The 25,863-nt window shown below is 64.5% G+C and carries 25 protein-coding genes; 13 read left to right on the top strand and 12 right to left on the bottom strand.

From position 1 onward, the window contains the following. Positions 1 to 8: 8 nt before the first annotated feature. Positions 9 to 431 (top strand): DUF2802 domain-containing protein, encoded by a 423-nt coding sequence (locus CK501_RS07535; RefSeq protein ID WP_095617108.1) that lies wholly within the window; start codon positions 9 to 11, stop codon positions 429 to 431. On the opposite strand, the gene CK501_RS07530 is transcribed toward CK501_RS07535, so the two are convergent. Beyond that, on the bottom strand, positions 428 to 724 hold the full coding sequence (locus tag CK501_RS07530) for an EscU/YscU/HrcU family type III secretion system export apparatus switch protein (RefSeq protein WP_095617107.1): 297 nt from the start codon (positions 722 to 724) through the stop codon (positions 428 to 430). The genes CK501_RS07535 and CK501_RS07530 overlap by 4 nt on opposite strands. Beyond that, positions 717 to 2,162, bottom strand: coding sequence for a flagellar hook-length control protein FliK (gene fliK / locus CK501_RS07525; protein ID WP_143421404.1), 1,446 nt, complete (start codon positions 2,160 to 2,162; stop codon positions 717 to 719). Before fliK ends, CK501_RS07530 begins: the two co-directional genes overlap by 8 nt. Before the next feature lie 109 nt (positions 2,163 to 2,271). On the opposite strand from fliK, the gene ccmA reads away from it, so the two are divergent. The 9 genes from ccmA to ccmI are packed head-to-tail and all read left to right on the top strand — an operon-like array spanning position 2,272 to position 9,062. Further along, positions 2,272 to 2,907 (top strand): cytochrome c biogenesis heme-transporting ATPase CcmA, encoded by a 636-nt coding sequence (gene ccmA / locus CK501_RS07520; RefSeq protein ID WP_095617105.1) that lies wholly within the window; start codon positions 2,272 to 2,274, stop codon positions 2,905 to 2,907. Further along, positions 2,894 to 3,625: a heme exporter protein CcmB gene (gene ccmB / locus CK501_RS07515; protein ID WP_269844184.1), complete on the top strand. Its 732-nt coding sequence runs from the start codon at positions 2,894 to 2,896 to the stop codon at positions 3,623 to 3,625. The genes ccmA and ccmB overlap by 14 nt, the downstream gene beginning before the upstream one ends. A gap of 20 nt (positions 3,626 to 3,645) precedes the next feature. Next, positions 3,646 to 4,383 (top strand): heme ABC transporter permease, encoded by a 738-nt coding sequence (locus CK501_RS07510; RefSeq protein ID WP_095617104.1) that lies wholly within the window; start codon positions 3,646 to 3,648, stop codon positions 4,381 to 4,383. An 18-nt stretch (positions 4,384 to 4,401) separates the two neighbouring features. After that, positions 4,402 to 4,617, top strand: a complete 216-nt coding sequence (gene ccmD / locus CK501_RS07505) for a heme exporter protein CcmD (protein ID WP_095617103.1) — start codon at positions 4,402 to 4,404, stop codon at positions 4,615 to 4,617. Next, positions 4,601 to 5,092, top strand: coding sequence for a cytochrome c maturation protein CcmE (ccmE, locus tag CK501_RS07500; protein ID WP_095617102.1), 492 nt, complete (start codon positions 4,601 to 4,603; stop codon positions 5,090 to 5,092). The genes ccmD and ccmE overlap by 17 nt, the downstream gene beginning before the upstream one ends. 36 nt (positions 5,093 to 5,128) lie before the next feature. Continuing rightward, positions 5,129 to 7,132, top strand: a complete 2,004-nt coding sequence (locus CK501_RS07495) for a heme lyase CcmF/NrfE family subunit (RefSeq protein ID WP_095617101.1) — start codon at positions 5,129 to 5,131, stop codon at positions 7,130 to 7,132. After that, the gene (locus CK501_RS07490) at positions 7,129 to 7,662 is read left to right on the top strand and encodes a DsbE family thiol:disulfide interchange protein (RefSeq protein ID WP_095617100.1); all 534 of its coding nucleotides are present in this window, start codon (positions 7,129 to 7,131) and stop codon (positions 7,660 to 7,662) included. Before CK501_RS07495 ends, CK501_RS07490 begins: the two co-directional genes overlap by 4 nt. Next, the gene (locus CK501_RS07485; protein WP_095617099.1) at positions 7,637 to 8,110 is read left to right on the top strand and encodes a cytochrome c-type biogenesis protein; all 474 of its coding nucleotides are present in this window, start codon (positions 7,637 to 7,639) and stop codon (positions 8,108 to 8,110) included. The genes CK501_RS07490 and CK501_RS07485 overlap by 26 nt, the downstream gene beginning before the upstream one ends. A gap of 22 nt (positions 8,111 to 8,132) precedes the next feature. Then, positions 8,133 to 9,062, top strand: coding sequence for a c-type cytochrome biogenesis protein CcmI (gene ccmI / locus CK501_RS07480; RefSeq protein ID WP_095617098.1), 930 nt, complete (start codon positions 8,133 to 8,135; stop codon positions 9,060 to 9,062). Here the strand turns inward: ccmI and CK501_RS07475 are convergent. Beyond that, positions 9,059 to 10,726 (bottom strand): BatD family protein, encoded by a 1,668-nt coding sequence (locus CK501_RS07475; protein WP_158223075.1) that lies wholly within the window; start codon positions 10,724 to 10,726, stop codon positions 9,059 to 9,061. The two genes, ccmI and CK501_RS07475, sit on opposite strands and share 4 nt — an antisense overlap. A 227-nt stretch (positions 10,727 to 10,953) precedes the next feature. On the opposite strand from CK501_RS07475, the gene CK501_RS07470 reads away from it, so the two are divergent. Further along, a complete protein-coding gene (locus tag CK501_RS07470) occupies positions 10,954 to 15,819 on the top strand; it encodes an NAD-glutamate dehydrogenase (protein WP_095617096.1) in 4,866 nt (1,621 codons plus the stop codon). Here CK501_RS07470 and CK501_RS07465 read toward each other — a convergent pair. Both CK501_RS07465 and CK501_RS07460 read right to left on the bottom strand, forming a co-directional pair. Beyond that, complete coding sequence (locus CK501_RS07465) at positions 15,809 to 16,786, bottom strand: sensor domain-containing diguanylate cyclase (RefSeq protein WP_095617095.1); 978 nt, start codon at positions 16,784 to 16,786, stop codon at positions 15,809 to 15,811. The two genes, CK501_RS07470 and CK501_RS07465, sit on opposite strands and share 11 nt — an antisense overlap. Then, on the bottom strand, positions 16,783 to 17,817 hold the full coding sequence (locus CK501_RS07460) for a response regulator (protein ID WP_095617094.1): 1,035 nt from the start codon (positions 17,815 to 17,817) through the stop codon (positions 16,783 to 16,785). Before CK501_RS07460 ends, CK501_RS07465 begins: the two co-directional genes overlap by 4 nt. 164 nt (positions 17,818 to 17,981) lie before the next feature. Here CK501_RS07460 and CK501_RS07455 point away from each other — a divergent pair, with 164 nt between their 5' ends. Then, positions 17,982 to 18,467 (top strand): DUF6586 family protein, encoded by a 486-nt coding sequence (locus CK501_RS07455; protein WP_095617093.1) that lies wholly within the window; start codon positions 17,982 to 17,984, stop codon positions 18,465 to 18,467. Between the two features lie 12 nt (positions 18,468 to 18,479). Then, positions 18,480 to 18,743 carry a hypothetical protein gene (locus CK501_RS07450; RefSeq protein ID WP_095617092.1) on the top strand — a complete coding sequence of 88 codons (264 nt, stop codon included), beginning with the start codon at positions 18,480 to 18,482 and terminating at the stop codon, positions 18,741 to 18,743. Here CK501_RS07450 and CK501_RS07445 read toward each other — a convergent pair. The 7 genes from CK501_RS07445 to imuA all read right to left on the bottom strand — a co-directional run bounded on the left by CK501_RS07445 (position 18,737) and on the right by imuA (position 25,845). Further along, positions 18,737 to 19,201, bottom strand: coding sequence for a cell division inhibitor SulA (locus CK501_RS07445; RefSeq protein ID WP_095617091.1), 465 nt, complete (start codon positions 19,199 to 19,201; stop codon positions 18,737 to 18,739). The genes CK501_RS07450 and CK501_RS07445 overlap by 7 nt on opposite strands. A 32-nt stretch (positions 19,202 to 19,233) precedes the next feature. Continuing rightward, positions 19,234 to 19,848, bottom strand: a complete 615-nt coding sequence (gene lexA / locus CK501_RS07440; protein WP_425356592.1) for a transcriptional repressor LexA — start codon at positions 19,846 to 19,848, stop codon at positions 19,234 to 19,236. Between the two features lie 64 nt (positions 19,849 to 19,912). Then, a complete protein-coding gene (yccX, locus tag CK501_RS07435; RefSeq protein ID WP_095617089.1) occupies positions 19,913 to 20,185 on the bottom strand; it encodes an acylphosphatase in 273 nt (90 codons plus the stop codon). A 12-nt stretch (positions 20,186 to 20,197) separates the two neighbouring features. Continuing rightward, positions 20,198 to 20,692 carry a DUF6231 family protein gene (locus tag CK501_RS07430; RefSeq protein ID WP_095617088.1) on the bottom strand — a complete coding sequence of 165 codons (495 nt, stop codon included), beginning with the start codon at positions 20,690 to 20,692 and terminating at the stop codon, positions 20,198 to 20,200. Between the two features lie 23 nt (positions 20,693 to 20,715). Then, the gene (locus CK501_RS07425; RefSeq protein WP_095617087.1) at positions 20,716 to 23,793 is read right to left on the bottom strand and encodes an error-prone DNA polymerase; all 3,078 of its coding nucleotides are present in this window, start codon (positions 23,791 to 23,793) and stop codon (positions 20,716 to 20,718) included. Then, positions 23,790 to 25,193, bottom strand: coding sequence for a Y-family DNA polymerase (locus CK501_RS07420; protein ID WP_095617086.1), 1,404 nt, complete (start codon positions 25,191 to 25,193; stop codon positions 23,790 to 23,792). Before CK501_RS07420 ends, CK501_RS07425 begins: the two co-directional genes overlap by 4 nt. Before the next feature lie 4 nt (positions 25,194 to 25,197). After that, on the bottom strand, positions 25,198 to 25,845 hold the full coding sequence (gene imuA, locus CK501_RS07415; protein WP_095617085.1) for a translesion DNA synthesis-associated protein ImuA: 648 nt from the start codon (positions 25,843 to 25,845) through the stop codon (positions 25,198 to 25,200). Between the last annotated feature and the right edge of the window lie 18 nt (positions 25,846 to 25,863).

Raw genomic sequence — 25,863 nt, 5'->3', positions numbered from 1 at the left:
AGGCTGGCATGGACATGATCGACACACTTCTTCCCTGGGCTGTTACGGCTCTGGCCATTGCACTGGTGGCGGCGCAGGGCGTCGCCAACCGGGTCCGGATGAATCGTATGGAGGCACACTGGCGTCAGCGCTGCGATGACCTGGGCCGGGAGCTGCACGCAGTCAGCAGTGGCAGCATGGGGGTAGGGCGTCGTCTGGTGGCCTGTGAGCAGTCTCTGCACCGCCTCAGTGGTGCCCTGGAGGAAATGCGGCTTAATGACCCTCTGCGGGTGCCCTATGACGAAGCCTCCAAGCTGGTGGAGCTGGGTGCCGGTACCGAGGACCTGATGAACTCCTGCGGCATTTCCCGCCCGGAGGCGGAGCTGGTGTCGGCTCTGCGCAAGGGCCAGACACGGGGCCATGAGCATGCCGGGACAGACGAGATCGTCTAGCCTTTCCGCCTCCCATCCTGGAAATCCTCCGGGGTGAATCCCTGGAGGTAGAAGCTGTAGGCCAGGATTTCGGCAATGACCCGATAGAGGGTTTCGGGAATCGCCTCACCGAGATCCAGCCGGCTGAGCAGTGCCGCCAGGTCCGGATCCTCATAGAGCGGAACCCCATTCTCCTGCGCGACGCGGATCATCTCCCGGGCGAGTTCGTCCTGGCCGGTGGCCGAGACCGTAGGGGCGTTCGCACCGTCATAGGTCAGGGCGATGGCCGCCTCGTGATCGCTGTTGTCAGGCATGTTCGTCCACCAGTTGCTGTGTCAGTCGGGTGATCCGGGCCGGCGGTTGCCCCTCCCTGCATTCCACCGGTGCCACGTCCAGATCCAGTTTCGAAAGCGCTGTTTCCAGCCGCTCCCGGGTGTTTTCGATCAGCTCAGCGGTGGCCGGTTTCTCGGCCCAGACCTGGGTTCTGAGCTGGCGCCCACGGAGGTTGATCTCAAAGTACAGCGGGCCCGTGGTCTCGAAGGACAGGGCCAGCGTCAGCTGCCATTCCCGCTCCAGGGATCGGCTGTCGCTGGCCTCGTCCGGGTCCGTATCCCGTGGCCCGTACTCCTCCAGCCGCCCCTGAAGGATCCGCACTTCCTGGTTGCCTGAAACCCAGGGCAGTTCCAGTATCCAGGTCTGGTTGGGCGCATTGGCATCGGCCCCGGTGCTGGCGGCCTGCGAGTGGAGCTGGTTCACCGTAAGCCGATTGATCATGCCCGCCAGAAGCCGGAGCATCTCCCCGGCTCCCATGGAGCTGCTGTTGCCTGCGTTGCCCGCACTGGCGCTGGAGGTGGAGCTGGTGGGCGGCGAAGTCGGGAAGCGCAGGGTCCCGGTGTCGTCCGTTGACGAAGTGGTCATGGCCCCGAACCGGCTGACCAGGCGGTGAAGGCTGTCGCCGCTCTGTTCGGACGAGGCGCCGGTCACCCGTGGCAGAAGCTGGGCGGCCAGCTGGATCAGCTGGCTCTTGAGGTCGGCGCGGGGTTGGTTGGGGTTTTCCGTGGCACCTGATGGGGGCTGGCGCAGCATGCCGGCCTCCCGGAAGAGCCCGCTCTGGCTTATCCATTCACGGACCTGGGCGCCGCTCATGCTGTCCAGGGCCGGGGGCGGTGCTGAGGGGACATTCAGACCGCTGCTGCTGTTCGGGGCGGAGGTGATGGAACCGTTGGGCTGAGCCAGTCCGGCTGGCGTTGGGGATGGGGTCGCCGGTGTCGGGGCGGCGGGCATCAAGCGTGTCAGCTGGGCCAGCCCCTGACGGATCTGCTGGGGCAGGGCCGGGTCATTGGTCTGGGCGGCGAGCCGGCTGAGGCCCTGCCCCAGGTCATGCTGGAACGGAATCCGGTTGGCCAGTGACTGGCTCAGGGTGCTGCGGGAGGGCTGTTGAAGGCTCTCCAAAAGGCGCAGTTCATTGCCAGCCCGCATGACCTTCACCATGGTGCCCGTATCCAGCGGCTGGTCGCTGCGCACGGGCAGCTTCTGGCCTCCCACCTCCAGCAGCAGGCGGGTGCCGGGGGCCGTCCGGGTGCCGTCACCGGCGGCCCGGCTGCCACCCTCGGCCTGCAGCAGCCGGGCAAGTCGGGGCTCGCCCTCGCGCAGCCCCGCGCGCTCGAGCTGTGTCGCCAGACGGGCGGGGTCGGCTCCGGTGGGCTGACTGCTGCTGGTTCGAGTGAGCAGCGAAAGAACAGGCACTTTCACGACGGTATTCCCCGTGGCCGTTGAAGGCGGCAAAAGCCGGCCGTTTTCTATATAATAGGCGCCCGCCGGGGGCAGACCCAACCCGCAGAACCCACCGGCCGGATGGACCATGACCAGTACCCTGCTCGAAGCCCGGCAGATCCACTGTGAACGCGATGATCGCCCGCTGTTCAGCGGCCTTGACTTCAGGGTCGGCAGCGGTGAGCTGTGGCGGATCGCCGGCCCCAATGGTGCGGGCAAGACCACGCTGCTGCGGATACTGGCAGGCCTGAATCCCGCTTTCGAGGGGGAGCTGCTCTGGCAGGGTGAGCCCGTGCACCGGGTCAGGACCCAGTACCAGGCGAATCTGCTGTTCCTGGGGCACAGTGCCGGCGTTTCATCTTCCCTGACTGCCTATGAGAATCTCGCCGGATGGCAGGCCATGCGCACGCCCGCGGTGCCCGAACAGGTGATGGCGGCGCTGGCGGATGCGGGGCTTGGCGGGTACGAGGATCTCCCGGCGGCGCAGCTCTCCGCGGGGCAGCAGCGGCGGGTGGCACTGGCGCGCCTGTATCTTTCCAGTGCCCCTCTTTGGATCCTGGACGAGGCCTTCACGGCCGTGGACCGGGAGGCCGTGGCCCAGCTCGAGGCCCTGCTCGCCAACCGGGTGCGGGCCGGGGGGGCGGTCATCCTGACAACCCATCACAGCCTGGCGCTGGAGGGGGTTCGGGTACTGACACTGGGGGAGGGCCATGATGCGCTCTGAACCCAGAGTTCCGGTAAGTTTCCAGGAGCAGGAGGGCGGCGGCTGGCTGCGCGCGGCTGTCGAGACCGTGCGCCGGGAGTGGCTCATTGCATTCCGCAACCGCCAGGATCTGATCAATCCGCTGGTGTTCTTCGTGCTCATTGTCTCGCTGTTCCCGCTGGGGGTAAGCCCGGAGCCGGAGTTCCTGCGGCAGGCCGGGCCGGGCATCATCTGGGTGGCGGCGCTGCTGTCCATCCTGCTGTCGCTGAACTTGTTGTTCCGCAATGACTATGCGGATGGGCATCTGGAACAATGGGTGCTGTCACCCCAGCCGCTGGCGCTGCTGGCTCTCGCGCGGGTTGGCGCCGTATGGGTTACCACGGTGCTGCCGCTGGTACTGCTGGTGCCCGTTCTGGCCGTCATGCTGCACCTGCGCCCGGGCACCGGGCTGGTTCTGGTTCTGACGCTGCTGGCGGGCACGCCCGTTCTGGTTCTGGTCGGGGCCATCGGTGCCGCGCTGACGGTGAGCCTGCGTGGCAGTGGCGTGCTGCTGGTGCTGATCATGACCCCCTTCTATGTGCCGGTCCTGATCTTCGGCACCGGCGCGGTGACGGCCGCCGTGGAAGGCGCTTCCATCACCGGGCATCTGGCGCTGCTTGGGGCCATGCTGTCGCTGGCGGTGGTGCTGGCACCGCTGGCCATCGCCGGAGCGCTGCGCATCAGCGTTTCCAATGGGTGAAATGAACTGAGGATCGCCACATGTGGCAATGGTTTCACAAGCTGGGCTCCCCCAAGTGGTTTTTCGGCATCGCCGGCCGGCTGATGCCCTGGCTGGGGTGGTCGGCACTGATTGTCCTGACAGTGGGCGTGGTCTGGGGGCTGCTGTTCGCGCCCGCCGACTACCAGCAGGGTGACAGTTACCGCATCATCTTCATCCATGTGCCCTCGGCCTATCTCGGGCAGTCACTCTATGTGGCCATGGCTGTCGCCGGGGTGGTGGGGCTCGTCTGGCGGATGAAGATGGCGGACACCTTCATCGCCTCCGCCACGGCGGTGGGCGCGGCCATGACATTTCTTGCGCTTCTCACCGGGGCGGTCTGGGGCAAGCCCACCTGGGGCACCTGGTGGGTCTGGGATGCGCGCCTGACCTCCATGCTGCTGCTGCTGTTCCTGTACCTGGGGGTGATGGCGCTGCGTGGTGCCATGGAGGATCCGGACGTGCGTGCGCGCGCCAGCGCCATCCTGGTGATCGTGGGGGTGGTGAACATCCCCATCATCAAGTACTCGGTGGAGTGGTGGAACACGCTGCACCAGCCGGCAACCATCAAGGTGACGGAGGCGCCCTCCATGCCGGCCAGCATGTGGGTGCCGCTGCTGATCTGCCTGCTGGGATTCCACCTGCTTGTGGCCTGGCTGATTCTCTGGCGGATGCGTAATGACATTCTGTTAAGAGAGCGGCGCGCACGCTGGGTTCGGGACTGGGTTCTGGCACAATAGGGGCCTCGGAGGCGATATATGCAGTTCGATTCATTCCAGGCACTGATCACGATGGGAGGCCACGGGGCCTACGTCTGGTTCAGCTATGGTGCCTTCCTGCTGGTGACCCTGGGGCTGGTTCTTGCCACCGTGATCCAGCGTCGGCAGGTCATCGCCCATCATCGCCGCCTCATGCGCAGTGAGGCACAACGCCATGGCAGTGGAGGAAAGACACACAATGCATCCGGTGCGTAAACGCCGTCTCGCCATCATTCTGGCCCTGTTCGCGGGCTTTGCCGTGGCCGTATCGCTGGCGATGGTCGCCCTGCAGGAGAACATGAACCTTTTCTACAGCCCTGCCGAGATTGAAACCGGCAAGGCGCCGGTTCAGCAGCGGATCCGGGCCGGGGGCCTGGTGGCGGAGGGGAGTCTGGAACGGGATCCGGACTCGCTGAAGGTCCGCTTTGTCATCACGGACAACCAGGGTCGGGTACCGGTTGAATACAAGGGCATCCTGCCGGATCTGTTCCGCGAGGGGCAGGGCGTGGTGGCCCTGGGCGAGCTGAACCAGGATGGCATGCTCAGGGCGGACCAGGTGCTTGCAAAACATGACGAGGATTACATGCCGCCAGAGGTCAAGAAGGCCCTGGAGAAGTCCGGACGCCTTAAGGAAGGAGGCGATTACCCGAATGAAGGCATTGATCACGGTAACGGTGACAGCGGCACCTGAGGTGCTGGTGGCAGTGACTCTGACGCAGGAGAGATAATGGTTCCTGAACTCGGCAATTTCGCGCTGATCCTGGCGCTGCTTCTGGCAGTGGCACTGGTGGTGGTGCCCATGATGGGGGCCACCATCCGTCACCCGGGCCTGATGGCCTTCGACCGGCCACTGGTGGCGGGCATGTTCGTGATGCTCGTGCTCAGCTACGCCTGCCTTACCTGGTCCTTCATGGTCGATGATTTCTCTGTGGGCTATGTGGCCAACAACAGCAACAGCATGCTGCCCTGGTACTACAAGTTCAGCGCCGTCTGGGGCGGCCACGAGGGCTCGATGCTGCTCTGGGTGCTGATCCTGGGAGCATGGACGCTGGCGGTCGCCCTGTTCAGCCGCAATCTCCCGGACGAGATGCGGGCCCGCGTGCTGTCCATCATGGGGTTGATCGGGGTCGGCTTTATGCTGTTCACCCTGCTCACCTCCAATCCCTTTGAGCGCATGTTGCCGAATGTGCCGCAGGATGGCGCTGACCTGAACCCGCTGCTGCAGGATTTCGGTCTGATCGTCCATCCGCCGATGCTCTACATGGGCTATGTGGGCTTCTCGGTGGTATTCGCCTTTGCCATCGCCTCGCTGCTGGGCGGTCGCCTGGATGCCGTCTGGGCCCGCTGGTCCCGGCCCTGGACCACCGTGGCATGGGCCTTTCTCACCCTGGGCATTGCCCTGGGCAGCTGGTGGGCCTACTACGAGCTGGGCTGGGGCGGCTGGTGGTTCTGGGACCCGGTCGAGAACGCCTCGTTCATGCCCTGGCTTGTGGGCACGGCCCTGATCCATTCACTGGCGGTGACCGAGAAGCGTGGTGTCTTCAAGAGCTGGACGGTGCTGCTGGCCATCATGACCTTCGCGCTGAGCATACTGGGGACCTTCCTGGTGCGCTCCGGGGTGCTGACGTCGGTGCATGCGTTCGCCACCGACCCGGAGCGGGGTTTCTTCATACTGATGATGCTGGCGGTCACCGTGGTCGGCTCGCTGTCCCTCTACGCGATCCGGGCGCCGGCGGTGCAGGGCCGTACGGGCTTCACCCTGTTCTCCCGGGAGGCGCTGCTGCTGCTGAACAACGTCTTCCTGGTGGTGGCGACCTTTGTGGTTCTGCTCGGGACGATTTTCCCGCTGATCCAGGATTACATGGGAGGCGGGACCCTGTCCGTGGGGGAACCCTACTTCAACATCACGTTCGTACCCATTGCCCTGATGACGGGGGTCATTCTGGGCTTCGGGGTGGTGACACGCTGGAAACGCACGCCCGTGGACACGGTGCTGCGCAAGCTGCTGGTGCCGGCCGTGCTGAGTGCCATCGTTGCGGTGGTCACGCCCCTGCTGATGGTGGGGGAGCTCAGTGCCCTCAGCGTCATTGGCCTGATGGTGGCGGCCTGGGTTGCCTTCACCACGCTCAGGGACGTCTGGGACAAGACCGCCAGCCGCCAGGGCCGCTGGCATGGCCTGCGCCGGCTCTCGCGCAGCTACAACGGCATGGTCCTGGGCCACGTGGGCCTGGCCATGTCGATCGCGGGCGCCACCATGGTCTCCATCCACGGGGTGGAGCAGGACCGGCGGATGGCTCCCGGGGACCGGCTCGAGATAGCCGGCTATGAGTGGCATTTTGCGGACCTGGGGGAACGCCAGGGGCCGAACTTCACGGCACAGCGGGCAACCTTCGACATCTACCGGGAGGGTGAGAAGGTGACCACCGTCTACCCGGAGAAGCGCCACTATCCGGTTCGTGACAGTGTCATGACCAATGCCGGCATCAGTGCCGGGGTCCTGAAGGATCTGTTCGTGGCTCTGGGCGAGAATGTTGAGGGGCAGACGGCCTGGAGCGTGCGCATCCAGTACAAGCCCATGGTGCGCTGGATCTGGGGCGGCGCCATTTTCATGGCGCTCGGTGGTGCCTTTGCGGTCAGTGATCGGCGTTACCGCGTGCGCCAGAGGCAGACGGTCACCGTGGCCGAAAAGCCCAGGGCCAGCCAGCCCGTGGCTGAAGGAGCGGCGTCATGAACCGGATCTGGCTTTTCCTGCCGCTGGTGCTCGCGGTCACACTGGGCGTGGTTTTCTATTGGGGCCTCGGTGAGGATCCCAGTGAGCTGGATTCCGCGCTGGTAGGCCGGGAGGTGCCGTCCTTCGATCTGCCGATGCTGGGTGATAAGGAGGCCTCTGGCGGGCCGGAGATCCTGAAGGGCAAGGTGCAGCTGCTGAATGTCTGGGGCACCTGGTGTGCCGCCTGCCGGGTGGAGCATCCCCACCTCAACCGGCTCGCGGAGCAGGGTGTTCCCATCGTCGGGCTCAACTACAAGGATGAGCGTGGCGCCGCCCTGGAATGGCTGGAAGAACGTGGCGACCCCTACACCCGGGTGATCTATGACCCGGAAGGCAGCCTGGGGTTTGATCTGGGCGTCTACGGGGCGCCGGAGACCTACCTGATCGATGCCGAGGGCATCGTCCGCCATCGCCATGTGGGCGTGGTGGATCAAGACGTCTGGGAGTCTGATTTTGAGCCGCTCTATGAACGCTATCGTAAAGACGGCTGAGGCCGTACTGGTGCTGTTGGCGGTGGCGCTGTTTGCCATGCCGGCTACGGCCCAGGAGCGCTTTGAGGACCCGCAGCTGCGTGAGCGTTTCAGTGAACTCACGCGGGAGCTGCGGTGTCCGAAGTGCCAGAATGAATCCATCGCCGAATCCGGGGCTCCCATCTCTGCGGATATGCGCGAGCGCGTCCGGAAGATGATGCGTGAAGGCGCCACGGACGAGGAGATCCGCCAGGCCATGGTGGATCGTTTCGGCAGTTTCGTGAGCTACCGGCCGGTGTTCGCCCCGCACACCTGGGCACTCTGGATCGGGCCCTTTGTGGTGCTGGTGATCGGCGTCGGGGTGGTGCTTGCCCTGGTGGCGCGTAATCGCGCGCGCCGGGAACTTGATTCAACCCCGCTGTCCGAGGAAGAGCGTCGCCGTGCGGAGCAGTGGCTGCGCGATGAATGAATCCCAACCCGAGTGAGCTTTCATGCCCCTGAATTTCTGGCTTGCCGTCCTACTTCTGATCATCCTCGCGCTGGTCTTTGTCATCTATCCAATGCTGTTCGCCCGCCGCTCCAGGCCCGTGGTGCAGTACCGTGAGCAGAACCTGGCCACCTACCGGGCCCGCCTTGCCGAGCTGGAACGTGAGCGGGATGAGGGTGCCCTGGATGAGTCAGGTTTCGAGTCCCTTAAGGATGAGCTGGAAATGCGTCTCCTGCGCGATGTTGAGTCGGAAGACACAGCAGGTGAGGCCAGCTCCGGAGGGCGCGCAGGTATTGTGGTCACAACGCTGGCTCTGGTTCTGGCGCTGCCGGTGGGGGCTTTCCTGCTCTATGATTCGCTGGGCGCCAGCGATGAGGTGGCGCAGTTCCGTGAGCGTCAGCAGATGATGCAGGACGGTATGGATGCGTCCGATGTGGATGCCATGGTCCAGCGCCTTCAGACCCGACTGGAAGCGGACCCGGATAATCCCCAGGGGTGGGCCATGCTGGGGCGCAGCTACATGCAGCTCGAGCGCTTCCGGGAGGCTGCGGAAGCCTATGGCGAACTGGCCCGCGCCATTGAGCGTGCCGGTGATGGGAACCCGGCGTCGGCCCTGGGGCTGCGTGCCCAGGCCCTGTTCATGGCCAACCGCGGGGAGGTGACCGCTGAAGTGGATAACGCCATCAGCCGCGCCCGCGAGGGTAACCCGGATGAGGTCAACAGCCTGGGCCTTCTCGGCGTTGAGGCGTTCCGCAATGGGGACTACCGCGAGGCGCTGGATTACTGGGAACGCATTCTGGAAATCGCCCCGGATCACCCGCAGGCCGAAAGCATCCGGCGGGGGGTGGCGGCAGCCTACTCCGAGCTCGGAGAGCCGGTGCCCGACGACCTCCTTGAGGAGGGCGGCGGCCAGAGCGGCGAATCCGGCAGCTAGGATCCGTTGCGGGGGCGGCCGGCGAGCCGCCTCAGTACGCCCACCAGTTCATCCCCTTCCCACACCTCGCGTTCATCCGGATTGGCAAACAGGTGGCGCTCCAGTGCCTGGAGCTCCCGGGTGAGCTGAGGGTCATTCAGGTAGGCGGTGACATCGCCCACGGTTCGCAGAGAGGGGCGGTTGAAATGCACTGCCGCCCAGTGGGGCAGCAGTGTCAGGGTATCCGCTTCACCCCTGCGGGCGTGCTCGCACAGGGCGTGGAAACGCTCCCGGTTGGCTCTTTCCTCGGTGCTCAGTGCCAGCGTTTCGCTCCTGGTGTGGCGGTTGCGCCACCAGGCGATGCCCGTGATCAGCCACCCGGAGGCGAGCACCACCGCCAGCCAGAACCACAGCGGCGGCAGGGTGGTACTGCCGGGGCGGGAGAGGTTGATCCTGGAGAGCGCCTCCCTGACGTCCTTCTCGGCACTTTCGTTGCCTTCGGCGCCGGCAGCGGGCTCAACCTTCATTTCATGGGCCTGCAGCACAGCCTCGCGCTGCTCATTCGCCTCCACGTCCCACCAGGGAATGCGGACTTCCGGCAGGGTGATCCGACCCGGCTCAATGGGAACCAGGCTGGAGCGCTTGCGCAGCCGTCCCTCGATGCTGTCTCCGGTGAGCCGTGATTCCGATTTCCAGGGGCTGGGGTACTCCCTCAGGCTGTCCGGGTAACCGATGGTGAGCCGGGGCAGGGACTCGGGAGCCACGCCCACGGCCCGGATCTGGATGTCACGGCGTATGCTGTCGCCGGCGCGCACCGAATCCGGGGAGTCTGACCACTCCTCGGTGAGCTCCAGGTTGCGCGCGGGCAGCCAGATGTCGCCGCTGAAGGATTCCGGTGGTGGATTCACCTTGATGCGCTGGGAGGGCGCGGTGGCGATCACGGGCACCAGGTCGCCGCCTTCGGTCTGTTTGCGTGCCTCAAAGCGCTGTTCGGGAAGGATCAGGGTGCCTGCGGACTGGGGAACGATCACAAAGCGCCGTTCCGCCACCTGCCATTCACGGCCGTCCCTTTCGGCCCGGTATTCGCGCTGCTCACCCAGGGGCTTGACCATGGCATCGGGAATCGTGGGCGAGGACAGGTTCGCCTGCGCCAGGGGCGGCTCATAGTAGACGCGCTGGGTCAGGATGATCTGTTGCTGTACATAGACTTCATCCTCACTAAGGCTGACGTCCAGCCGGGCTTCCGGTTCGGCGCGTTCCGCGGGCGCTACGCCGGGCATGACGGTGACATCGATGGCGCTGCTCTGCATGTCCTGGAACCGCAGCGCGGGAATGGTCAGTTCGCCGGCTCTTCGGGGAGCCAGGAGAAAGGTCCAGGTGACCTGGCCCCGGTTGACGCCGTTCTTGGACTGGATGGCCATGCGCTGGTGGCGGTCCAGAATCCGGAAGTCATCCTCCAGCGGGTCTGTATCAGGATGGGGGATGTCCATCTCCGTGGGATTGAGCAGCGAGCCCAGACTGAAGTCGAGTTCGGTTTCGGTGTCGAGGGTGAGGGTGATCAGTTCATTGGCATAGAGGCGTTTGGGATTGGCCGAGGCGGTAAGGTCCGCCAGCGCGGTACTGCTCCAGCCGCCCAGCATCGCCAGCAGGGCAAGGGTGCACAGGGTAATCCGACAGATCCGCATGACAGCGCAGTTGCTCCTGGTCCGGGTGGGCAATCCGTGTGACATCCTCGCGCACCCGGCGGCGCGGCTCAAGCCACGGAACGGGACACAGTTCCGTATCAGGCGGGTTATTTCCAAATCGTAATTGAATGCGGCCATCCATAAGGAGTTACCGCAAATCCATGGGCCATAGGGCGTGGTTTTGTCTATGCTGAGGGAACGCAGACCGACGGCCACAGGATGCCATCATGAATGAGGAAACCTTCTCCACCATGGCGGAGTTCCAGCAGAAGCTCGACGGGGCGCTGAGAGAGCGTCTTCCAGCAGACCAGGCGGATCGTATCAGCGACTTCGCCCAGCGCTATTTTGAACACATGCCCTTCGCTGAGCTCGTCCAGCAGCGCTTCCTGGATGCCTACGGAGCTGTGCTCTCAGCCTGGGAGTTCGTCCAGCAGGGTCCCGGCCAGGAGTCGCGGGTCTGGGTCTTCAATCCGGATCTCGAGAAGGATGGCTGGGAGTCCAGCCATACGGTGATGTTCGTGCTGCATCCGAACATCCCCTTCCTGATCGACTCCATGCGCATGGAGGTCAATGCCCGGGAATTGAATATCCATACCATCCATTACACCATCCTCAATCCCGAACGTGATGGGAAAGGCGATCTGGTGCGGCTCAACGAGGCCGTGAAGAAGCCGCTCGAGCCGGGCGAGGAAGCCCTGATCGTGATGGAAGTGGATCGCCACTCGGACAGCGCCGCCCTGAGTGCCCTGCGTGCCGACGTGGAGCAGGTACTGGGAGAGGTCCGGATTGCGGTGTCGGACTTCCCCCATATGCGCGACAAGGCAACGGCGATACTGGATGAGCTGGCGGACCCGCCGAAAACGCTGTCGTCGGAGGAGGTCAGCGAGGCCAGGGCCTTTCTGGAATGGCTGGTGGATGACCGTTTCACCTTCCTGGGCTATGACGAGTACGACTTCGTGCGTGAGAACCGGCGCACGGAGATCCGGCAGGTGCCGGATTCCGAGCTGGGGATTCTGCGGACCTACAACGAACGGCCCAGCAGCATCCGCATGAAGGACATGCCGCGCCAGACGCGCGAGGCCATGACCGACAGCAGCAGTCTGTTCATTTTCGGCAAGTCCGCCCAGCGCTCACGTATCCACAGGCCGGCGTATCCGGACTACATCGCCATCAAGAAACTGGATGAGAAAGGGCGTGTCGTGGGGGAGCGGCGCTTCCTCGGTCTCTATACCTCGCGGGTTTACCACGAGCGCCCGGATGAGATTCCGCTGCTGCGGCGCAAGATCGAATACGTGCTCAGCCAGTCAGGGTTCCCGCGTGAGGACTACGCGGGCAAGGAACTGGATCAGATCCTGACGGTCTATCCCCGGGACCAGCTGTTCCAGATCGGGGGGGATGAATTGGTGGATGTGGCCAAGGCCATCCTCTATATCCAGGAACGGCGCAAGATCCGGTTGTTCATGCGCGAGGACGTCTATGGCCAGTTCGTGACCTGTCTGGCATTCGTGCCGCGCGAACTGTATTCAACCCAGCTGCGGGTGAGCATGCAGAATGCCATCGTGCGGGCGCTGGATGCCGAGGGCATTGATTTCACCACCTATTTCTCGGAATCCGTGCTGGCGCGCACCCAGTTCACGGTACGGGTTCAGCCCCAGGAGAACCGGGTTCTGCCGGTGGAGGAACTGCAGCAGAAACTGGTGGAACTGGCGCGCTCCTGGCAGGACACCCTGCAGGAGGCTCTGGTCGAGCACCACGGTGAAGAGATCGGGACCCGGCTCTCCGCCTGCTATGAGAATGCCTTCCCGGCGGGCTACCGGGACATGTTCTCGGCACGGCGTGCCGCGATTGACGTGGAATACCTGGACCGGATCCATGAAACCGGCCGGATGGCCATGAGCTTCTACCGGGATCCGGAGGAGAGCGCCAACACGCTGCACTTCAAGCTGTTCCATCCGCATCAGCAGCTGCCGCTGTCCGACGTGATTCCGGTGTTCGAGAACATCGGTTTCCGGGTGATCGGCGAGCATCCGTTCGAGATCACGGACCGCAGCGGCAATACCCACTGGATCCATGATTTCGCGCTGCGCTCACGCTCCGGCGAGCCCATCGACATCGAACGCATCAGGCCCATCTTTGAATCGCTGTTCACCCGCGTCTGGCATGGCGAGGGGGAGAACGACCACTTCAACCAGCTGCTGCTGGCCGGCTACCTGGACTGGCGTTCCATCTCGCTGCTGCGGGCCTATGCGCGCTACATGCAGCAGATCCGCATCAGCAACAGCCAGACCTTCATCGCCGGAACCCTGGCACGACATGACAAGCTGGTATCACTGCTTCTGCAGTTCTTCGATGTGCGCTTCAACCCGGAGCGTTACCAGAGCGAACGCCAGTGCGAGGCGGCCCAGAAAAAGATCGCCATTGAGTTCGGCAGTGGCCTGGATGAGGTGCCGAACCTGAGCGAGGATCGGGTTCTGCGACTGTTCCTTGAGCTGATGCAGGCCACAACCCGGACCAATTTCTACCAGGAGGGGAGCAACGGGGACGGCAACTGCATCAGCCTGAAATTTGATCCTTCCCAGCTTGCCGACCTGCCGCGCCCGCGGCCGGTCTATGAGATTTTTGTGTACTCGCCCCAGGTGGAAGGCGTTCACCTGCGCGGTGGCAAGGTGGCACGCGGGGGGCTGCGGTGGTCGGACCGGTTCGAGGATTACCGCACCGAGATCCTGGGGCTGGTGAAGGCCCAGCAGGTCAAGAACGCGGTGATTGTGCCCGTGGGGGCCAAGGGCGGTTTCGTCGCCAAACAGATTCACCGGGACGCTGACCGCCAGGAGGTGCAGGCCGCCGGGCGTGCCGCCTACAGCTGCTTCATCCGGGGGCTTCTGGATGTGACGGACAACTTTGTTGATGGCGAAGTGATCCCGCCCAAAGGTGTCATCCGTCACGATGAGGACGACTACTACCTGGTGGTGGCGCCGGACAAGGGAACGGCGACCTTCTCGGATCTGGCCAACGAGATCTCCAACGAATACGGCTTCTGGATGGAGGACGGCTTCGCTTCCGGGGGCAGCTATGGGTATGACCACAAGAAGATGGGGATTACCGCCAAAGGGGCCTGGGTGTCCGTGGAACGCCACTTCCGCGAACTGGGCGTGAACACCGATACCGATGAGTTCAGCGTCGTCGGGATCGGTGACATGGCCGGCGACGTGTTCGGTAACGGCATGCTGCTGTCCAGAAAGATCCGTCTGGTGGCGGCCTTCAATCACCAGCACATCTTCCTGGACCCGGATCCGGACACCGAGGCGAGCTTCCGTGAGCGTGAGCGCCTGTTCGCACTGCCGGGCTCCTCGTGGGAGGAGTACGATACCGGGGTGATTTCCGAAGGCGGTGGCGTGTTCAGCCGGGCCTCCAAGTCGATTCCGCTGAGCCAGCCGGTCAAGGAGATGCTCGGCACCCGTTCCGATCACATGCCGCCGAACATGCTGATTTCCCACCTGTTGCAGATGCGGCATGACCTGCTCTGGCTTGGTGGTATCGGCACCTTCGTCAAGAGCCGCCAGGAATCCCATGGTGATGTGGGCGACAAGGCCAACGACGGACTGCGTGTGGACGGGGCCGAACTGGGCTCGCGTGTTGTGGGCGAGGGCGGCAATCTGGGCATGTCCCAGGCCGGGCGCGTGGAGTTCGCGCGCCATGGCGGTCGCTGCAACACTGATTTCATTGACAACTCCGGTGGGGTGGACTGCTCCGACCGGGAGGTCAATATGAAGATCCTGCTCAACCGGCTGGTGGCCCAGGGAGACCTGACCTTCAAGCAGCGCAATGAGTTCCTCACCAGCATGACCGAGGATGTCTCCCGCCTGGTGCTGGAGAACAACTACCGCCAGACCCAGGCGATTTCCATCGCTAACTCGGAGGGGGCCGAAAGGCTTGAGGAGTACCGGCGCCTGATGGTCCGTTACGAGAACCGGGGCCTGCTCGATCGTGGGCTCGAGAATCTGCCCGACGAAGAGGCGCTGAGTGAGCGCCAGCTTAACGGCCAGGGGCTGACCCGCCCGGAGCTGTCGGTGCTGATCGCGGTGGTCAAGGCGGACCTCAAGCAGGTGCTGGTCGCCAGCGATCTTCCGGAGGATCCCGGGATCAAGCCCATGATCCGGGAGATGTTCCCTTCACAGCTGGTGGAGCGTTTCGACCAGGCGCTTGAGCAGCATCAGCTGCGGCGCGAGATCATTGCCACGCGGGTGGCCAATGACCTGGTCAATCACATGGGCATGACCTTTGTGGAACGGCTCCAGCAGTCCACCGGCGCGGCGCTGCCGTCCATTGCCAGGGCCTATCTGATCTCCAAGAGGATCTATCGCCTGGATTACTGGTGGCAGCAGGTGGAAGCGCTGGACTACCGTATTCCGAGCGGCCTCCAGATTGAGCTCCAGAGCGAGCTGATGCGGCTCGTGCGGCGGGGCGCGCGCTGGCTGCTGCGCAACCGGCGGAGTGAAATCGACATGCCGACCCAGGTCGAGCGCTTCCAGACCCGCCTGGATGCCATGGCCGCTGACCTGAAGTCCTACATTGGTGAACGGGCGCTGGATGTCTGGCAGCAGGAGCGCGACCGGCTCACAGGCGAGGGCGTTCCCGAGCCACTGGCCGGGGTTGTCGCCGGCTCCGGCCACCTGCTCTCCGGGCTTGGGATCATCGATGCCCGCGAGGAAACCGGTCTGGACCTCAAGGAGGTGGCGCATCTCTATTTCGCCGTGGGCGACGAACTGGAACTGGACTGGTTTGCCAATGCCATATCCGCGCTGGTGCCACGCAGCCACTGGGAGGCACTGGCCCGGGAAAGTTTCCGCGAGGACCTGAACTGGCAGCAGCGGGCGCTGACCACGGGGATACTGCGGTCACGCACAGCGGATACGGATCTTCAGACCACACTCCAGGCCTGGGCCAGTGAGCATGCCGGTCTGATCGAGCGCTGGCACGGCATCATGGGTGAGCTGCGCAGCCAGAGCACGCCGGAATACGCCATGTTCTCAGTGGCCCTGCGGGAACTGCTGGACCTGGCGCAGAGCACCGTGCACGTGGGCGTCAGTGGCTGACCGGGTGCGGGTTCTGTGCAAGAGCGATCTGATTGCGGCCATTGTCCTTGGCCGCATAGAGTGCTTTATCGACCTGTGACAGCCACTGGTGGTGATCGGCCATGGTGCTGCTCACCTGGGCGACGCCGAGGCTGATCGTGCATTGAACAATGCCGGCCTCGGTTGTCACCTCCATGGTGCTGATCGACTGGCGCAGCCGTTCGCCCAGTATCTCCCCGCCCCCGATATCCGTTTCCGGCAGTATCACGACGAATTCCTCGCCTCCGTAGCGACCCGCGATGTCCGTCTGTCTTAGGCGCTCCGATATCATGGCCGAAACGGCACGGATCACATCGTCACCGACCTGGTGTCCCCAAGTATCGTTAATGGGCTTGAAATGATCAATGTCGAGCATCAGCAGCGTTCCGATGCTTCCGTAGCGGCGGAATCGTTCAAATTCGCTGGCCAGCAGTGACTCCCAGGCACCGCGGTTGAGCAGCCCGGTCAGGCCGTCGCTCTGGCTCTGCTGCTGCAGGCGGGCGTTGGCGCGTTCCATCCGGAGGCGTGCCGTAGCACTGTCCGTCACGTCGTAAACCACCAGGCAGACATGGTCCACCGCCCCTGACGCACTGGTGAGGGGGCTGAAGGTGATGTTCTGGTACATATAGGGCTCGGTGCCCGTAATCGGTCGCGCGTTGCGGAACGGGAAGGGATGGGGACGCTGCTCCCAGGTCGAGAAGGTGCGCATGTTCAGGGTCAGTGCCGTTTCCACCTTGCGCCGGAGCCAGCCTTCGGGAATATCCGGGAAAACCTCGAACAGGGAGCGACCCTGGAGGCGGGTGGCACTGAGCCCGCTGTGGTTTTCCATGAAGCCGTTCCAGAGCTGAATGCCAAACCCGCTGTCCAGAACAACCAGACCGACCTCGATGGTCTGGAGCATGTCCATGATCCAGTGGAACTCATGCAGTTCATTCCGTGATTCCGTCATGCTGAAACTCCTGGTGTGGCGTCGGAAAGCCAGCTCAGGGCTTCGCGCAATGGGGGGATGGACTCCTCACTGAACAGCAGGAGCAGGTCGCACTCGATATCATGGGACTCAATGGTGTAGGTGAGCTCAATGGCCAGGATCTGCTGCCAGGTATACTGGCTTCCGTCCAGAAGGTCGCTGATGTCGAGGTGCGTGCCCAGAACAACCGGGTGGCTCAGTCCGAACTGCCTGTCCATCTGCTGCCCGAAGCCGCGCAGGAACGCGCCCACCATGATGCTGGACAGATCCATTAGAGGTTCGGTGTTGTTGCGGGTGCTGGCCTCCTCCGGCTCACCCAGCAGTTGGGACAGTGTCTCCACGCGGGCATTATTGAAAAGCAGCAGGGCCTCACCGGCGATACCCGCCCCGTTGAACCCCTGGCACACGCCCGACCAGCTGGAAGTGGAGTCCGTGATGTTCAGCGCCATCCGCAGCTCCGATACCGCCAGCGTGTTGACGCGTGGCACGGGAAGTCTGATGAAGACATTCAGCAGCCGTGCCAGAAGGTCACCGGCCTGGCCCATGGCGATATTGGCGATCTCCTGAAGCGCGTCCTGCCAGGGCACTTCCTGATCGGAGCCAGCCGCAGCCGGCGCTGGCTCCACTTCCGGCTGATGCTCCGAGGGACTGTAAAGTCCATACGCCTTCAGGGTCTGCGCCAGAACCTGCGGATCAATGGGTTTGCGGATGAAGTTGAGAGCGCCCAGCCGGAGGACCCGCCGGTAAGCCTCGGGCTGGATGTCCCCGGAAACAACAAGAACAAGTGCGGGCAATTCTTCCCGGTGCACCTGCTCGAGCACCGTGTATCCATCGGAGCCGGGCATGTTGAGGTCCAGGAAGACGACGGACCCCCTGCCGTCACGGATGGCCTCAAGGCAGGCATCGCCGTCCTCGACAAAGGTCAGCGTGGTGTCCCAGTCCGCGGGCAGGGCCCGGGCCATCTGTTTGCGTGCCATGGAGGAGTCGTCGCAGATGATCACGCCTGTGGACATCGATGCTCCGGAAAGTTGTGTTGGAGAGGTATCAAGCCTGAACCAGTGACATATCCCAGAAAGGTAGCAGGCGCAACGGATTTTTCACGTGGATGGGGGCGGGGAAGTCAGCAGGGCCTGTTCGTGATAGTATGGCCATACGTGATTGCGCGGGAGAACCGCAGATGGCGGATGCCGACAGGTGTTCACTGATTCGGGAAAAACTGACCCTGGCGGGCCAGCTGGTGCGTCTCTCGGAGGACTCCGGTTCTCCGAAAACAGTGGTAACGGGCGAGGCACTGCTTCAGGGCGCTGTGGCTCTGCTTGCCGAGGCCAGGGGCATCCTTCTGAAGCTGGTGGCTGAAAGCGCCAGTGATGAGGCGGGTGATGTCGATTCCCTGGCGACCCTGCGCGCTAGGGTTGGCGACCAACCCGGTGAGGTTCAGGTGCTGTCAGCTGCTGCCGCGGACGGTAACAGCTGGTGGTCGAGGCTGGAAGTACTGCTGACGCGTCAGCAGGAGCCCGGCAGGCGTGCATCGCGACCGCGTGACGAAGCACTGATCGCTGTTGCAGCGGCAGGGCCGGACTGCTCTCCCGACGCCCTTCGATCACTGATCAGTGACTTCAGGGATTATTTTGAGACGTTCGTGGAACGTCATGACCAATGGTAAAAGGCGTTGTCTATGCCCACATCCTTTCTGGAAATCATTCAGCTGCCCACCGGTGAGTACGCGCTGCGCCGGGCGGATGATGAAAGTACCCCCCTAGTGCGGATCCGTTTCTCAGACGAAGCCAAGGAGATGCTCCAGGACAATGACCTGAACGTGGCCAAGGCTATGATCACCGCCGGCCTGGAGGCAGCGGGGTCCACCACCGATGACATCGGTGACATGGAGATGGAAGAAGAAGACACCATGCCCCCCGCCTACAACCAGACCGTTCACTGAGAACGCGTCTGTCTCTGCCGCAGTATGACTCCATGGCTGTGACCGCGTACGGAGGCGTTCTCCAGGCGGCCATAGCTGTGGCGGCTCAGCCCCGAGGTCCACAGCACCACGGCATGGCAGGTTCCCGCTGACAGCGCTTTTTCCGCCAGCGTCTCGGCGCTGTGCTGGGCCGAGGAGCGCAGGATCAGCAGCTGGTGCTGGATGATGCCGTGATGCTGCTGCCACTTGCCGACCAGTCCTGCCGGTGGATCGATCCAGGCCAGCCAGCGTTCCTCCTGGTTGAGCTGGGTCAGCATCGGCAGAAGCAGCTGGAAATTCTCGATCTGCTCCTCCGGCAGGATGATCTCCGTCACGTTGGCCTCCGGGGCAGGACTCCCGCCGCCTTCGCCGGTCCCCGAGACGGTCTCGGTGGCAGGGGTAGTCCTCTGTTCCTGTGGGGTGAGATCCAGTTGTTCCATGATGGGGCTCCTGTCAGCTTCTGTGGGGTGGGTCAGTGCAGATCACCGCGGCGGATGACGCCCACGCCCAGCCCTTCGATATCCAGCGGTGTGTCAGTTAGATCCACCTGGATGGGGTCGAACTCATCATTCTCGGCAATGAGCCAGACGGTACTGCCCTCCCGGCGGAAGCGCTTGACGGTGACCTCATCCTCCAGCCGTGCCACAACGATCTGGCCATTGTGGACGTCCGTGGTGCGGTGAACGGCCAGCAGGTCGCCATCGAGGATGCCCACATTCTCCATGCTGGTCCCGCGCACCCGCAGGAAATAGTCTGCTGCCGGGGTGAAGAATCCGGGCTCCAGAGTGCAGTGATCCTCGATGTTCTCCTCGGCGAGGATGGGGTTGCCGGCGGCAACCTGACCGACGATGGGAATGCCGGGGCTTTCCTCGACTTCCGGGAGCCGGATGCCGCGGCTGGCGCCCTTGACCATCTCAATGGCGCCCTTGCGGGCCAGGGCCCGGAGGTGTTCCTCCGCCGCGTTGGCGGACTTGAAACCCAGGGTGCTGGCGATTTCAGCCCGAGTGGGCGGGTAGCCCGTGGAATGCACGTGCTCGCGGATCAGGTCGAGAATCTGTTGCTGTCTTGGCGTCAGGTTCATAGTCAGGGCCACTGTTGTTCCGTACAGGTACTGTTAATGTATACAGTCTGCGTGGCCCTGTCAAAGGGGATCAGCCGATGGTGAAAGTGCCCGGGGGCTGGGCGTCACTGGGGTGGGTTTCAACACGGCTTACGGAGGCGGCGGGTGGGCCCTGGTGGAGCCAGTCCACGAGCTGGTTGACGGCGTTCTCGCCGCCGCAGGCAAGTACTTCCACACTGCCGTCAGGCTGGTTGCGGGCGTAGCCGGTGACGCCCAGCCGCTGCGCCTGGGCGCGGGTGTTGTCACGGAAGCTTACGCCCTGAACGCGACCCTCCACCCGGGCCAGGATACAGGTCTCTGCCATAGCGTTGTCCTCCTACCAGCGGGCCTTGTCCCACATCTCGGGATTGGCCCAGTTCTCCGGATTATTCCATTCGCGCACGTAATTGTAGGTATCCAGGTCATAGGCGAACAGTGTGGCATTCACGGGATCGGTGTAGTGGTAGAGGCGGGTGAACCCCATGCCGATGAAATCCTGGAATCGCCAGGGGCTGCCGTCGCGGACATAGACGGCGATCCGGGTAGCGCCCATGTTCCGGAGCTGGCCGAGCAGCTTCTGGCCCTGCTGCTGGGGTAGTTCCTCCAGTGTGTCGGTGACCAGGGCCAGGTCGAACAGCCTTGGCAGCGGAAAGGCACTGTTGGGGTCTTCGAAGGGAAGACGCAGGCACTCGGCCTCTGCCGGTCGCTCCGGCCATTCCTGCAGGCACTGTTCGGCCAGACCGGCGCTGTGTACGACGGACGTGGGCTGGTAATGCGCCAGGATCATGGTCAGGTCCTGTTCGGGATTGTAGCCGTTGGCGTCGGTGGCCATGGGCGCCTCGCGGAAGTCGGGAATTACTGGAAGTCTCGGCTTCTGACGTTGAGCCTGTCAATGAGATGGCTGAGGTCATCCAGGCGCCCGGCAATCACGTGGATAACCCCTTCCTGACGCTCCAGGGTGCCACGGACCTGCAACAGCCGGGCGTTGAGCAGGGGGCGGCGCTGACAGCGGGCGGTGTCCCGCCAGACGATCACATTGATGTTGCCGGTCTCGTCCTCAAGGGTCACGAAAGTAACGCCGGCGGCGGAACCGGGGCGCTGTCGGCCGGTGACAAGTCCTGATACAGCCACGGGCCGGCTGCTTTCGGCGTTCTCCAGATCCACGGCCCGAAGGCAGTGACGGAGTCGGCCCCGGTCCCGCAGCTGGGCCAGTGGATGGCGTTCCAGTGTGAGCCCGAGACTGGTGCAGTCCTCGAGCGTCCGCTGGGCCTCGTCGGGGGCCGGCATGCGGGAGCGGGAATCCCGCGGCGGTTGCCCTCCATCCCCCGCCAGTGGCAGGGGATGATCCGGTTCCAGCAGGTCCCAGCGGGCCTGGTGGCGGTTGCCGCTCAGTGGCTGCAGGGCACCGCTGGCGGCCAGGGCTTCCAGATCGGGGCTGGCGAGCCCCGTACGCCGCCGCAGCTCCTGCAGGCTGGTGTAACCGCCACAGGGGCGGCATTCAACCACGCGCAGGGCGGCGTCCCGGCCGAGGCTGTCGATCAGCCTCAGGCCCAGACGCACGGCGGGGGTGTCGCCGTCGTCCTCCAGGCGGTGTGCCTCATGGCTCTGGTTGATGTCCACGGGCCGCACCTCGACGCCTTCCCGCCGGGCGTTCTGGACCAGCTGCGATGGCGAGTAGAACCCCATGGGCTGGCTGTTGAGCAGGGCGCACAGAAAGGCCGCCGGGTGATGGCACTTGAGCCAGGCGCTGACGTAGACCAGCAGGGCGAAGCTGGCGGCGTGGGATTCCGGAAAGCCATAACCGCCAAAGCCCTTCATCTGACGGTAGAGATTTTCCGCGAATTCAGTGCTGTAATCGTTACTGTTCATACCATCGATGAGCTTTTCCCGGAACCGGGAGAGGTCGCCGTGACGCTTCCAGGCGGCCATGGCCCGGCGCAGCTGGTCAGCCTCACCGGCGCTGAAGCCGGCTGCCACCATGGCGAGCCGGATGACCTGTTCCTGGAAGATGGGCACCCCCAGAGTGGGCTTGAGCACCTCGCGGATGCGGTCGTCCGCGTAGGGCACGTTGTCCGGCGCATTCCGGCGCTGCAGGTAGGGGTGCACCATGTTCCCCTGTATGGGGCCGGGGCGGACGATGGCGACCTGTACCACCAGGTCGTAATACTCGCGGGGCTTCAGGCGCGGCAGCATGCTCATCTGGGCCCGGGATTCCACCTGGAATACACCCATGCTGTGCCCTCTCTGGAGCATGCGGTAGACCGCCGGGCATTCCGGCGGGACGTCGGCCAGGCTGGCCGGGCCGCCACGCTCGCCCACCATCGCCAGGGCCTTGCGGATAACCGTGAGCATACCCAGGGACAGCACATCCACCTTGAGCAGGCCCAGGGCTTCCAGGTCGTCCTTGTCCCACTGGATGACGGTGCGCCCGGCCATGGCGGCGTTCTCCACCGGGACCAGATCGGCGACCCGTTCCGAGGCGATGACGAATCCCCCTACATGCTGGGAGAGGTGGCGCGGGAAGCCGATGAGTTCGCGCGCCAGTGGCAGCAGGTGACGGGCAGGGCCCTGATCGTCCAGCAGGCCCTTGCGGCGCAGCTGCTGCTCCCAGTCATCCTCGCCGTCGCGCCAGTCGATACCCTGGACCAGCTGTTCGATGTGCACCGGATCCAGTCCCAGGGCCTTACCGGCATCGCGCAGGGCGCTGCGCGGGCGGTAGCAGATGACGGTAGCGGCCAGGGCGGCGCGTTCGCGCCCGTACTTGCGGTAGATGTACTGGATGACCTCCTCGCGGCGCTCATGCTCGAAGTCCACGTCAATGTCCGGGGGCTCGTCGCGCTCTTTCGAGATGAAGCGTTCCAGCAGCAGGTTGATCTGCCGGGGGTCCACCTCGGTGATGCCCAGACAGTAGCAGACCACGGAGTTCGCGGCCGAGCCCCGTCCCTGGCAGAGAATGCCGCGCTCGCGGGCGAACCGGACGATGTCATGGATGGTCAGGAAGAAGGGCTCGTAGGCCAGTGACTCGATCAGCTCAAGCTCATGGCTGAGCTGGCGCTCAATGGTATCCGGAACGCCGTCCGGGAAGCGCCAGTGACGGCCCTGTTCAACCAGTTCCCGCAGCCAGGTGGTGGGTGTATGGCCCTCGGGCACCAGCTCGCCGGGGTATTCGTAGCGCAGTTCGTCCAGACCGAAACGACACTCCCGGACCAGGTTCAGGGTTTCACGGATCCAGGCAGGGGGGAACAGGCGCGCGAGTCGCTCGCGTGGGCGCAGGTAGGCTTCGGCATTGCCCTGCAGGTGGTCGGCGGCCTCCGGCAGGGGGCGGCCCAGGCGGATGGCGGTGACCAGGTCCTGCAGGGGTTTGCGCCGGCGCCGGTGCATCAGGACATTACCCGTGGCCACCACCGCACACCCCAGTCTCACCGAGAGCTGTTCCAGCCAGTGCAGGCGCTGGCGGTCGTTCTGGGCCAGGGGGCGTTCGGCCATCAGCCGCAGGCCGGGAAACAGCGCCATGAGCTGGCGGCCGTGCTCGTCGTCCGCCTGGTTGAAGCCGGGGCGCCACAGGGCCAGGCACTGGTTCCGGCAGAGTTCCAGGTCATCGGACCAGAGCCGGTAATGGCCCTTGTTGCTGCGCCGGCGCCCGCGGGTGATGAGCTGGCTGAGCGCGGCGTAGCCCTGGCGGTCCGGGGCGATCAGCACCAGGGTGCCGGGCAGGTCCTGCAGCTGTATCTCGCTGCCGACCAACAGGGTCAGCGCCAGTGAACGGGCCCTGGCATGGGCCCGGACAACGCCGGCCAGTGAGCATTCATCGGTCAGCGCCAGGGCCTGATAGCCCAGCCGGTCGGCTTCCTCGACCAGTTCCTCCGGATGGGAGGCGCCGCGCAGGAAGCTGAAATTGCTGAGGCAGTGGAGTTCAGCGTAATCAACCGTCATCCGAACCAGCCGTGAATGAACCACTGATCCTGCTGGTTGCGGAACAGCCAGGCGCGCTGACCGTTGTCCAGCAGGGCGATGTAGTAGTCGCGGCGTACATAGTCGCCGTCCCACCAGCCGCCCTGGATGCGCTCGGGGCCGTTGAGCCAGCGGACCGGGGGGTGCTGCAGGGGTTTTGGTGGCTGCTGGAGCCAGAAGGGGCGTGCTGGGCCTGAACGCGGGGGTGTGCTGGTGCCCCGTTCCCGGGCGGGCTGCCAGTGGGCGCAGCGTTCCGGGCGCGGGTCCGGGTTCCGGCCAGGGGACTGGATGCTGTCCCGCCCCAGCCGGGCCCGCAGCCGGTAGAGCAGGGTTTCACGGGCGCTCTGATGGCCTCCACCGCTGTCGAACAGGTCACGGCTTTCGGTGGCATCCAGGGCAACAGTGCGTTCTGTCGCCAGCGACAGGGCATTGACGTCGTCGGGCAGGCGGGTCGCGGCCAGTCGCAGCAGGGCCAGCTCCAGGAAGGCCTCTGCCCTGATCTCTCCCCGGCTGGTTTCCAGCTCCAGGGAGGTGGGTGCCCGGTCGGGGTGGTGAAGGGTGAGGCTGAGCCGGTCACAGCGGCACTGGCGCTGGCGCAGAAAGGCCTCGAGGGCTTCCAGAAGATGCGACAGTGGGGCCTTCAGATGGTCGGTATTCCGGGTTTCCCGGGTCAGCGCCAGGCTCTGATGGAATGTTGCCGGGGGATGGAACTCCTGAACGGGATCGCCGGATCGCCCGAGTATCCGCTGCAGGTCCTCGTACAGTTCCGGTCCCAGGCGGGTGGTCAGCTCCGCGGGGCAGCACGCGAGCAGATCCTCCAGGTGCTGCAGGCCCATTCGGGTCAGCCTCTGGCGGACCCTGGCCGGCCAGTCCGTGGCCGTGACCGGCAGGCGGCGCAGGGCATGGTGCATGGTTTCCGGATCGTCCGTGCATACAGCGCTGCCGTGGCGAGCCAGAAGCCGGGCCATGCGCGGACTGGTGCCGGTGGCCATGTGGCCGTTCAGTCCATGCTGTGACAGGTGCTGTGCAAGGACTGTCGCCAGATCCTGTGGTTGCGGGTAGAGGTGGCGCAGCCGGTCGGCGTGGATCAGAAGGCCATCCGGTGGCCACAGGGCCAAGGGGGAGGCCAGCTGGTAGAGTGCCGTTGCCAGCTGCTCCAGCAGTTCCGCCTGGCGGGCGTCGCTGAAGGGGATCAGAGCGAGTTGCGGGCACAGAGCACGGGCTGTGGCCATGGACTGGCCTGCCTGGATACCCGCCTGTCGGGCCTGTTCGTCCGGCTGCTGGATCACCGGGGGTGTGCCTGTGCTCAGTGCCACCGGCACATCGTCGCTTCGGTGGTGATCCAGCAACAGCGAGGGCAGATGGAGATACAGCCACAGCACTGGATCACACCGTCTGACGGGGGATGACGGGAGGCAGTGTCAGGGTCCGGCTTCCCGCCTGACCGCCGCGCTGGCGCAGCAGTGTCACCCGCAGCTGGTTTGCCCCGGGCACCGCTTCAAGGCTCAGGCGCATGGGGGCGGGGGAGGCCTGGCTGGTGCCTGTTTCCGGGGTGATCAGGACGCCCAGGGTGCGGCGTTCTTCCAGAGCCAGCTGAAGTCGCCGGAGTGCGGCGGGATCACGCCGCCGGCTCCACCCCATCACCATACCCACCGCATTGTTGCCCAGGAGCTGCTCCAGGGCCCAGAGGTGGTCCGAGCGGCTGCCGGTGCGCACCAGAAAGCAGTGCTCCGGAGGCAGCCCCATGCCTTCCAGGGCCGGCGGGTAGGGCGCATGGGGAGGATCCACCCAGAACAGGGCTGTTTCATTGCGCACGCACTGGCGCATGGCATGGGCAAACAGCTGCAGTTCGCCAATGCCGTTGAGGGCGCTGTGGCATTCAATCAGAGCTCCCTGTGGCCAGCCGCTGGTGGCCAGCAGCTGGTCGAGGGCTTCAAAACCGCTGGCAACCCCCTGGGAGTGGCCGGTCTTCTGCTGGCTTGCCCGCCACAGGCGGGGATCCTGTTCAAGCTGTGTGCGGGGATGAACGGACATCGCCACCTCGTAACTGTT

It is taken from the genome of Halovibrio salipaludis, from assembly GCF_002286965.1.
In the GTDB taxonomy this organism is placed as follows: Bacteria; Pseudomonadota; Gammaproteobacteria; order Pseudomonadales; family Oleiphilaceae; genus Halospina; species Halospina salipaludis.
Note: the sequence above shows the minus strand (reverse complement) of the source record. Positions and strands in the feature narration are given on the sequence as shown.

Excerpts from the sequence above, each read along its gene's own strand:
- ccmE (WP_095617102.1), top strand. The coding sequence starts at position 4,601 with ATGCATCCGGTGCGTAAACGCCGTCTCGCCATCATTCTGGCCCTGTTC.
- ccmD (WP_095617103.1), top strand. The coding sequence starts at position 4,402 with ATGCAGTTCGATTCATTCCAGGCACTGATCACGATGGGAGGCCACGGG.
- CK501_RS07455 (WP_095617093.1), top strand. The coding sequence starts at position 17,982 with ATGGCGGATGCCGACAGGTGTTCACTGATTCGGGAAAAACTGACCCTG.
- CK501_RS07445 (WP_095617091.1), bottom strand. The coding sequence starts at position 19,201 with ATGGAACAACTGGATCTCACCCCACAGGAACAGAGGACTACCCCTGCC.
- CK501_RS07495 (WP_095617101.1), top strand. The coding sequence starts at position 5,129 with ATGGTTCCTGAACTCGGCAATTTCGCGCTGATCCTGGCGCTGCTTCTG.
- CK501_RS07475 (WP_158223075.1), bottom strand. The coding sequence starts at position 10,726 with ATGCGGATCTGTCGGATTACCCTGTGCACCCTTGCCCTGCTGGCGATG.
- CK501_RS07485 (WP_095617099.1), top strand. The coding sequence starts at position 7,637 with ATGAACGCTATCGTAAAGACGGCTGAGGCCGTACTGGTGCTGTTGGCG.
- CK501_RS07430 (WP_095617088.1), bottom strand. The coding sequence starts at position 20,692 with ATGGCCACCGACGCCAACGGCTACAATCCCGAACAGGACCTGACCATG.
- CK501_RS07425 (WP_095617087.1), bottom strand. The coding sequence starts at position 23,793 with ATGACGGTTGATTACGCTGAACTCCACTGCCTCAGCAATTTCAGCTTC.
- CK501_RS07450 (WP_095617092.1), top strand. The coding sequence starts at position 18,480 with ATGCCCACATCCTTTCTGGAAATCATTCAGCTGCCCACCGGTGAGTAC.
- ccmI (WP_095617098.1), top strand. The coding sequence starts at position 8,133 with ATGCCCCTGAATTTCTGGCTTGCCGTCCTACTTCTGATCATCCTCGCG.
- ccmA (WP_095617105.1), top strand. The coding sequence starts at position 2,272 with ATGACCAGTACCCTGCTCGAAGCCCGGCAGATCCACTGTGAACGCGAT.
- CK501_RS07535 (WP_095617108.1), top strand. The coding sequence starts at position 9 with ATGGACATGATCGACACACTTCTTCCCTGGGCTGTTACGGCTCTGGCC.
- CK501_RS07470 (WP_095617096.1), top strand. The coding sequence starts at position 10,954 with ATGAATGAGGAAACCTTCTCCACCATGGCGGAGTTCCAGCAGAAGCTC.
- CK501_RS07490 (WP_095617100.1), top strand. The coding sequence starts at position 7,129 with ATGAACCGGATCTGGCTTTTCCTGCCGCTGGTGCTCGCGGTCACACTG.
- CK501_RS07530 (WP_095617107.1), bottom strand. The coding sequence starts at position 724 with ATGCCTGACAACAGCGATCACGAGGCGGCCATCGCCCTGACCTATGAC.
- CK501_RS07460 (WP_095617094.1), bottom strand. The coding sequence starts at position 17,817 with ATGTCCACAGGCGTGATCATCTGCGACGACTCCTCCATGGCACGCAAA.
- CK501_RS07510 (WP_095617104.1), top strand. The coding sequence starts at position 3,646 with ATGTGGCAATGGTTTCACAAGCTGGGCTCCCCCAAGTGGTTTTTCGGC.
- ccmB (WP_269844184.1), top strand. The coding sequence starts at position 2,894 with ATGATGCGCTCTGAACCCAGAGTTCCGGTAAGTTTCCAGGAGCAGGAG.
- CK501_RS07465 (WP_095617095.1), bottom strand. The coding sequence starts at position 16,786 with ATGACGGAATCACGGAATGAACTGCATGAGTTCCACTGGATCATGGAC.
- imuA (WP_095617085.1), bottom strand. The coding sequence starts at position 25,845 with ATGTCCGTTCATCCCCGCACACAGCTTGAACAGGATCCCCGCCTGTGG.
- yccX (WP_095617089.1), bottom strand. The coding sequence starts at position 20,185 with ATGGCAGAGACCTGTATCCTGGCCCGGGTGGAGGGTCGCGTTCAGGGC.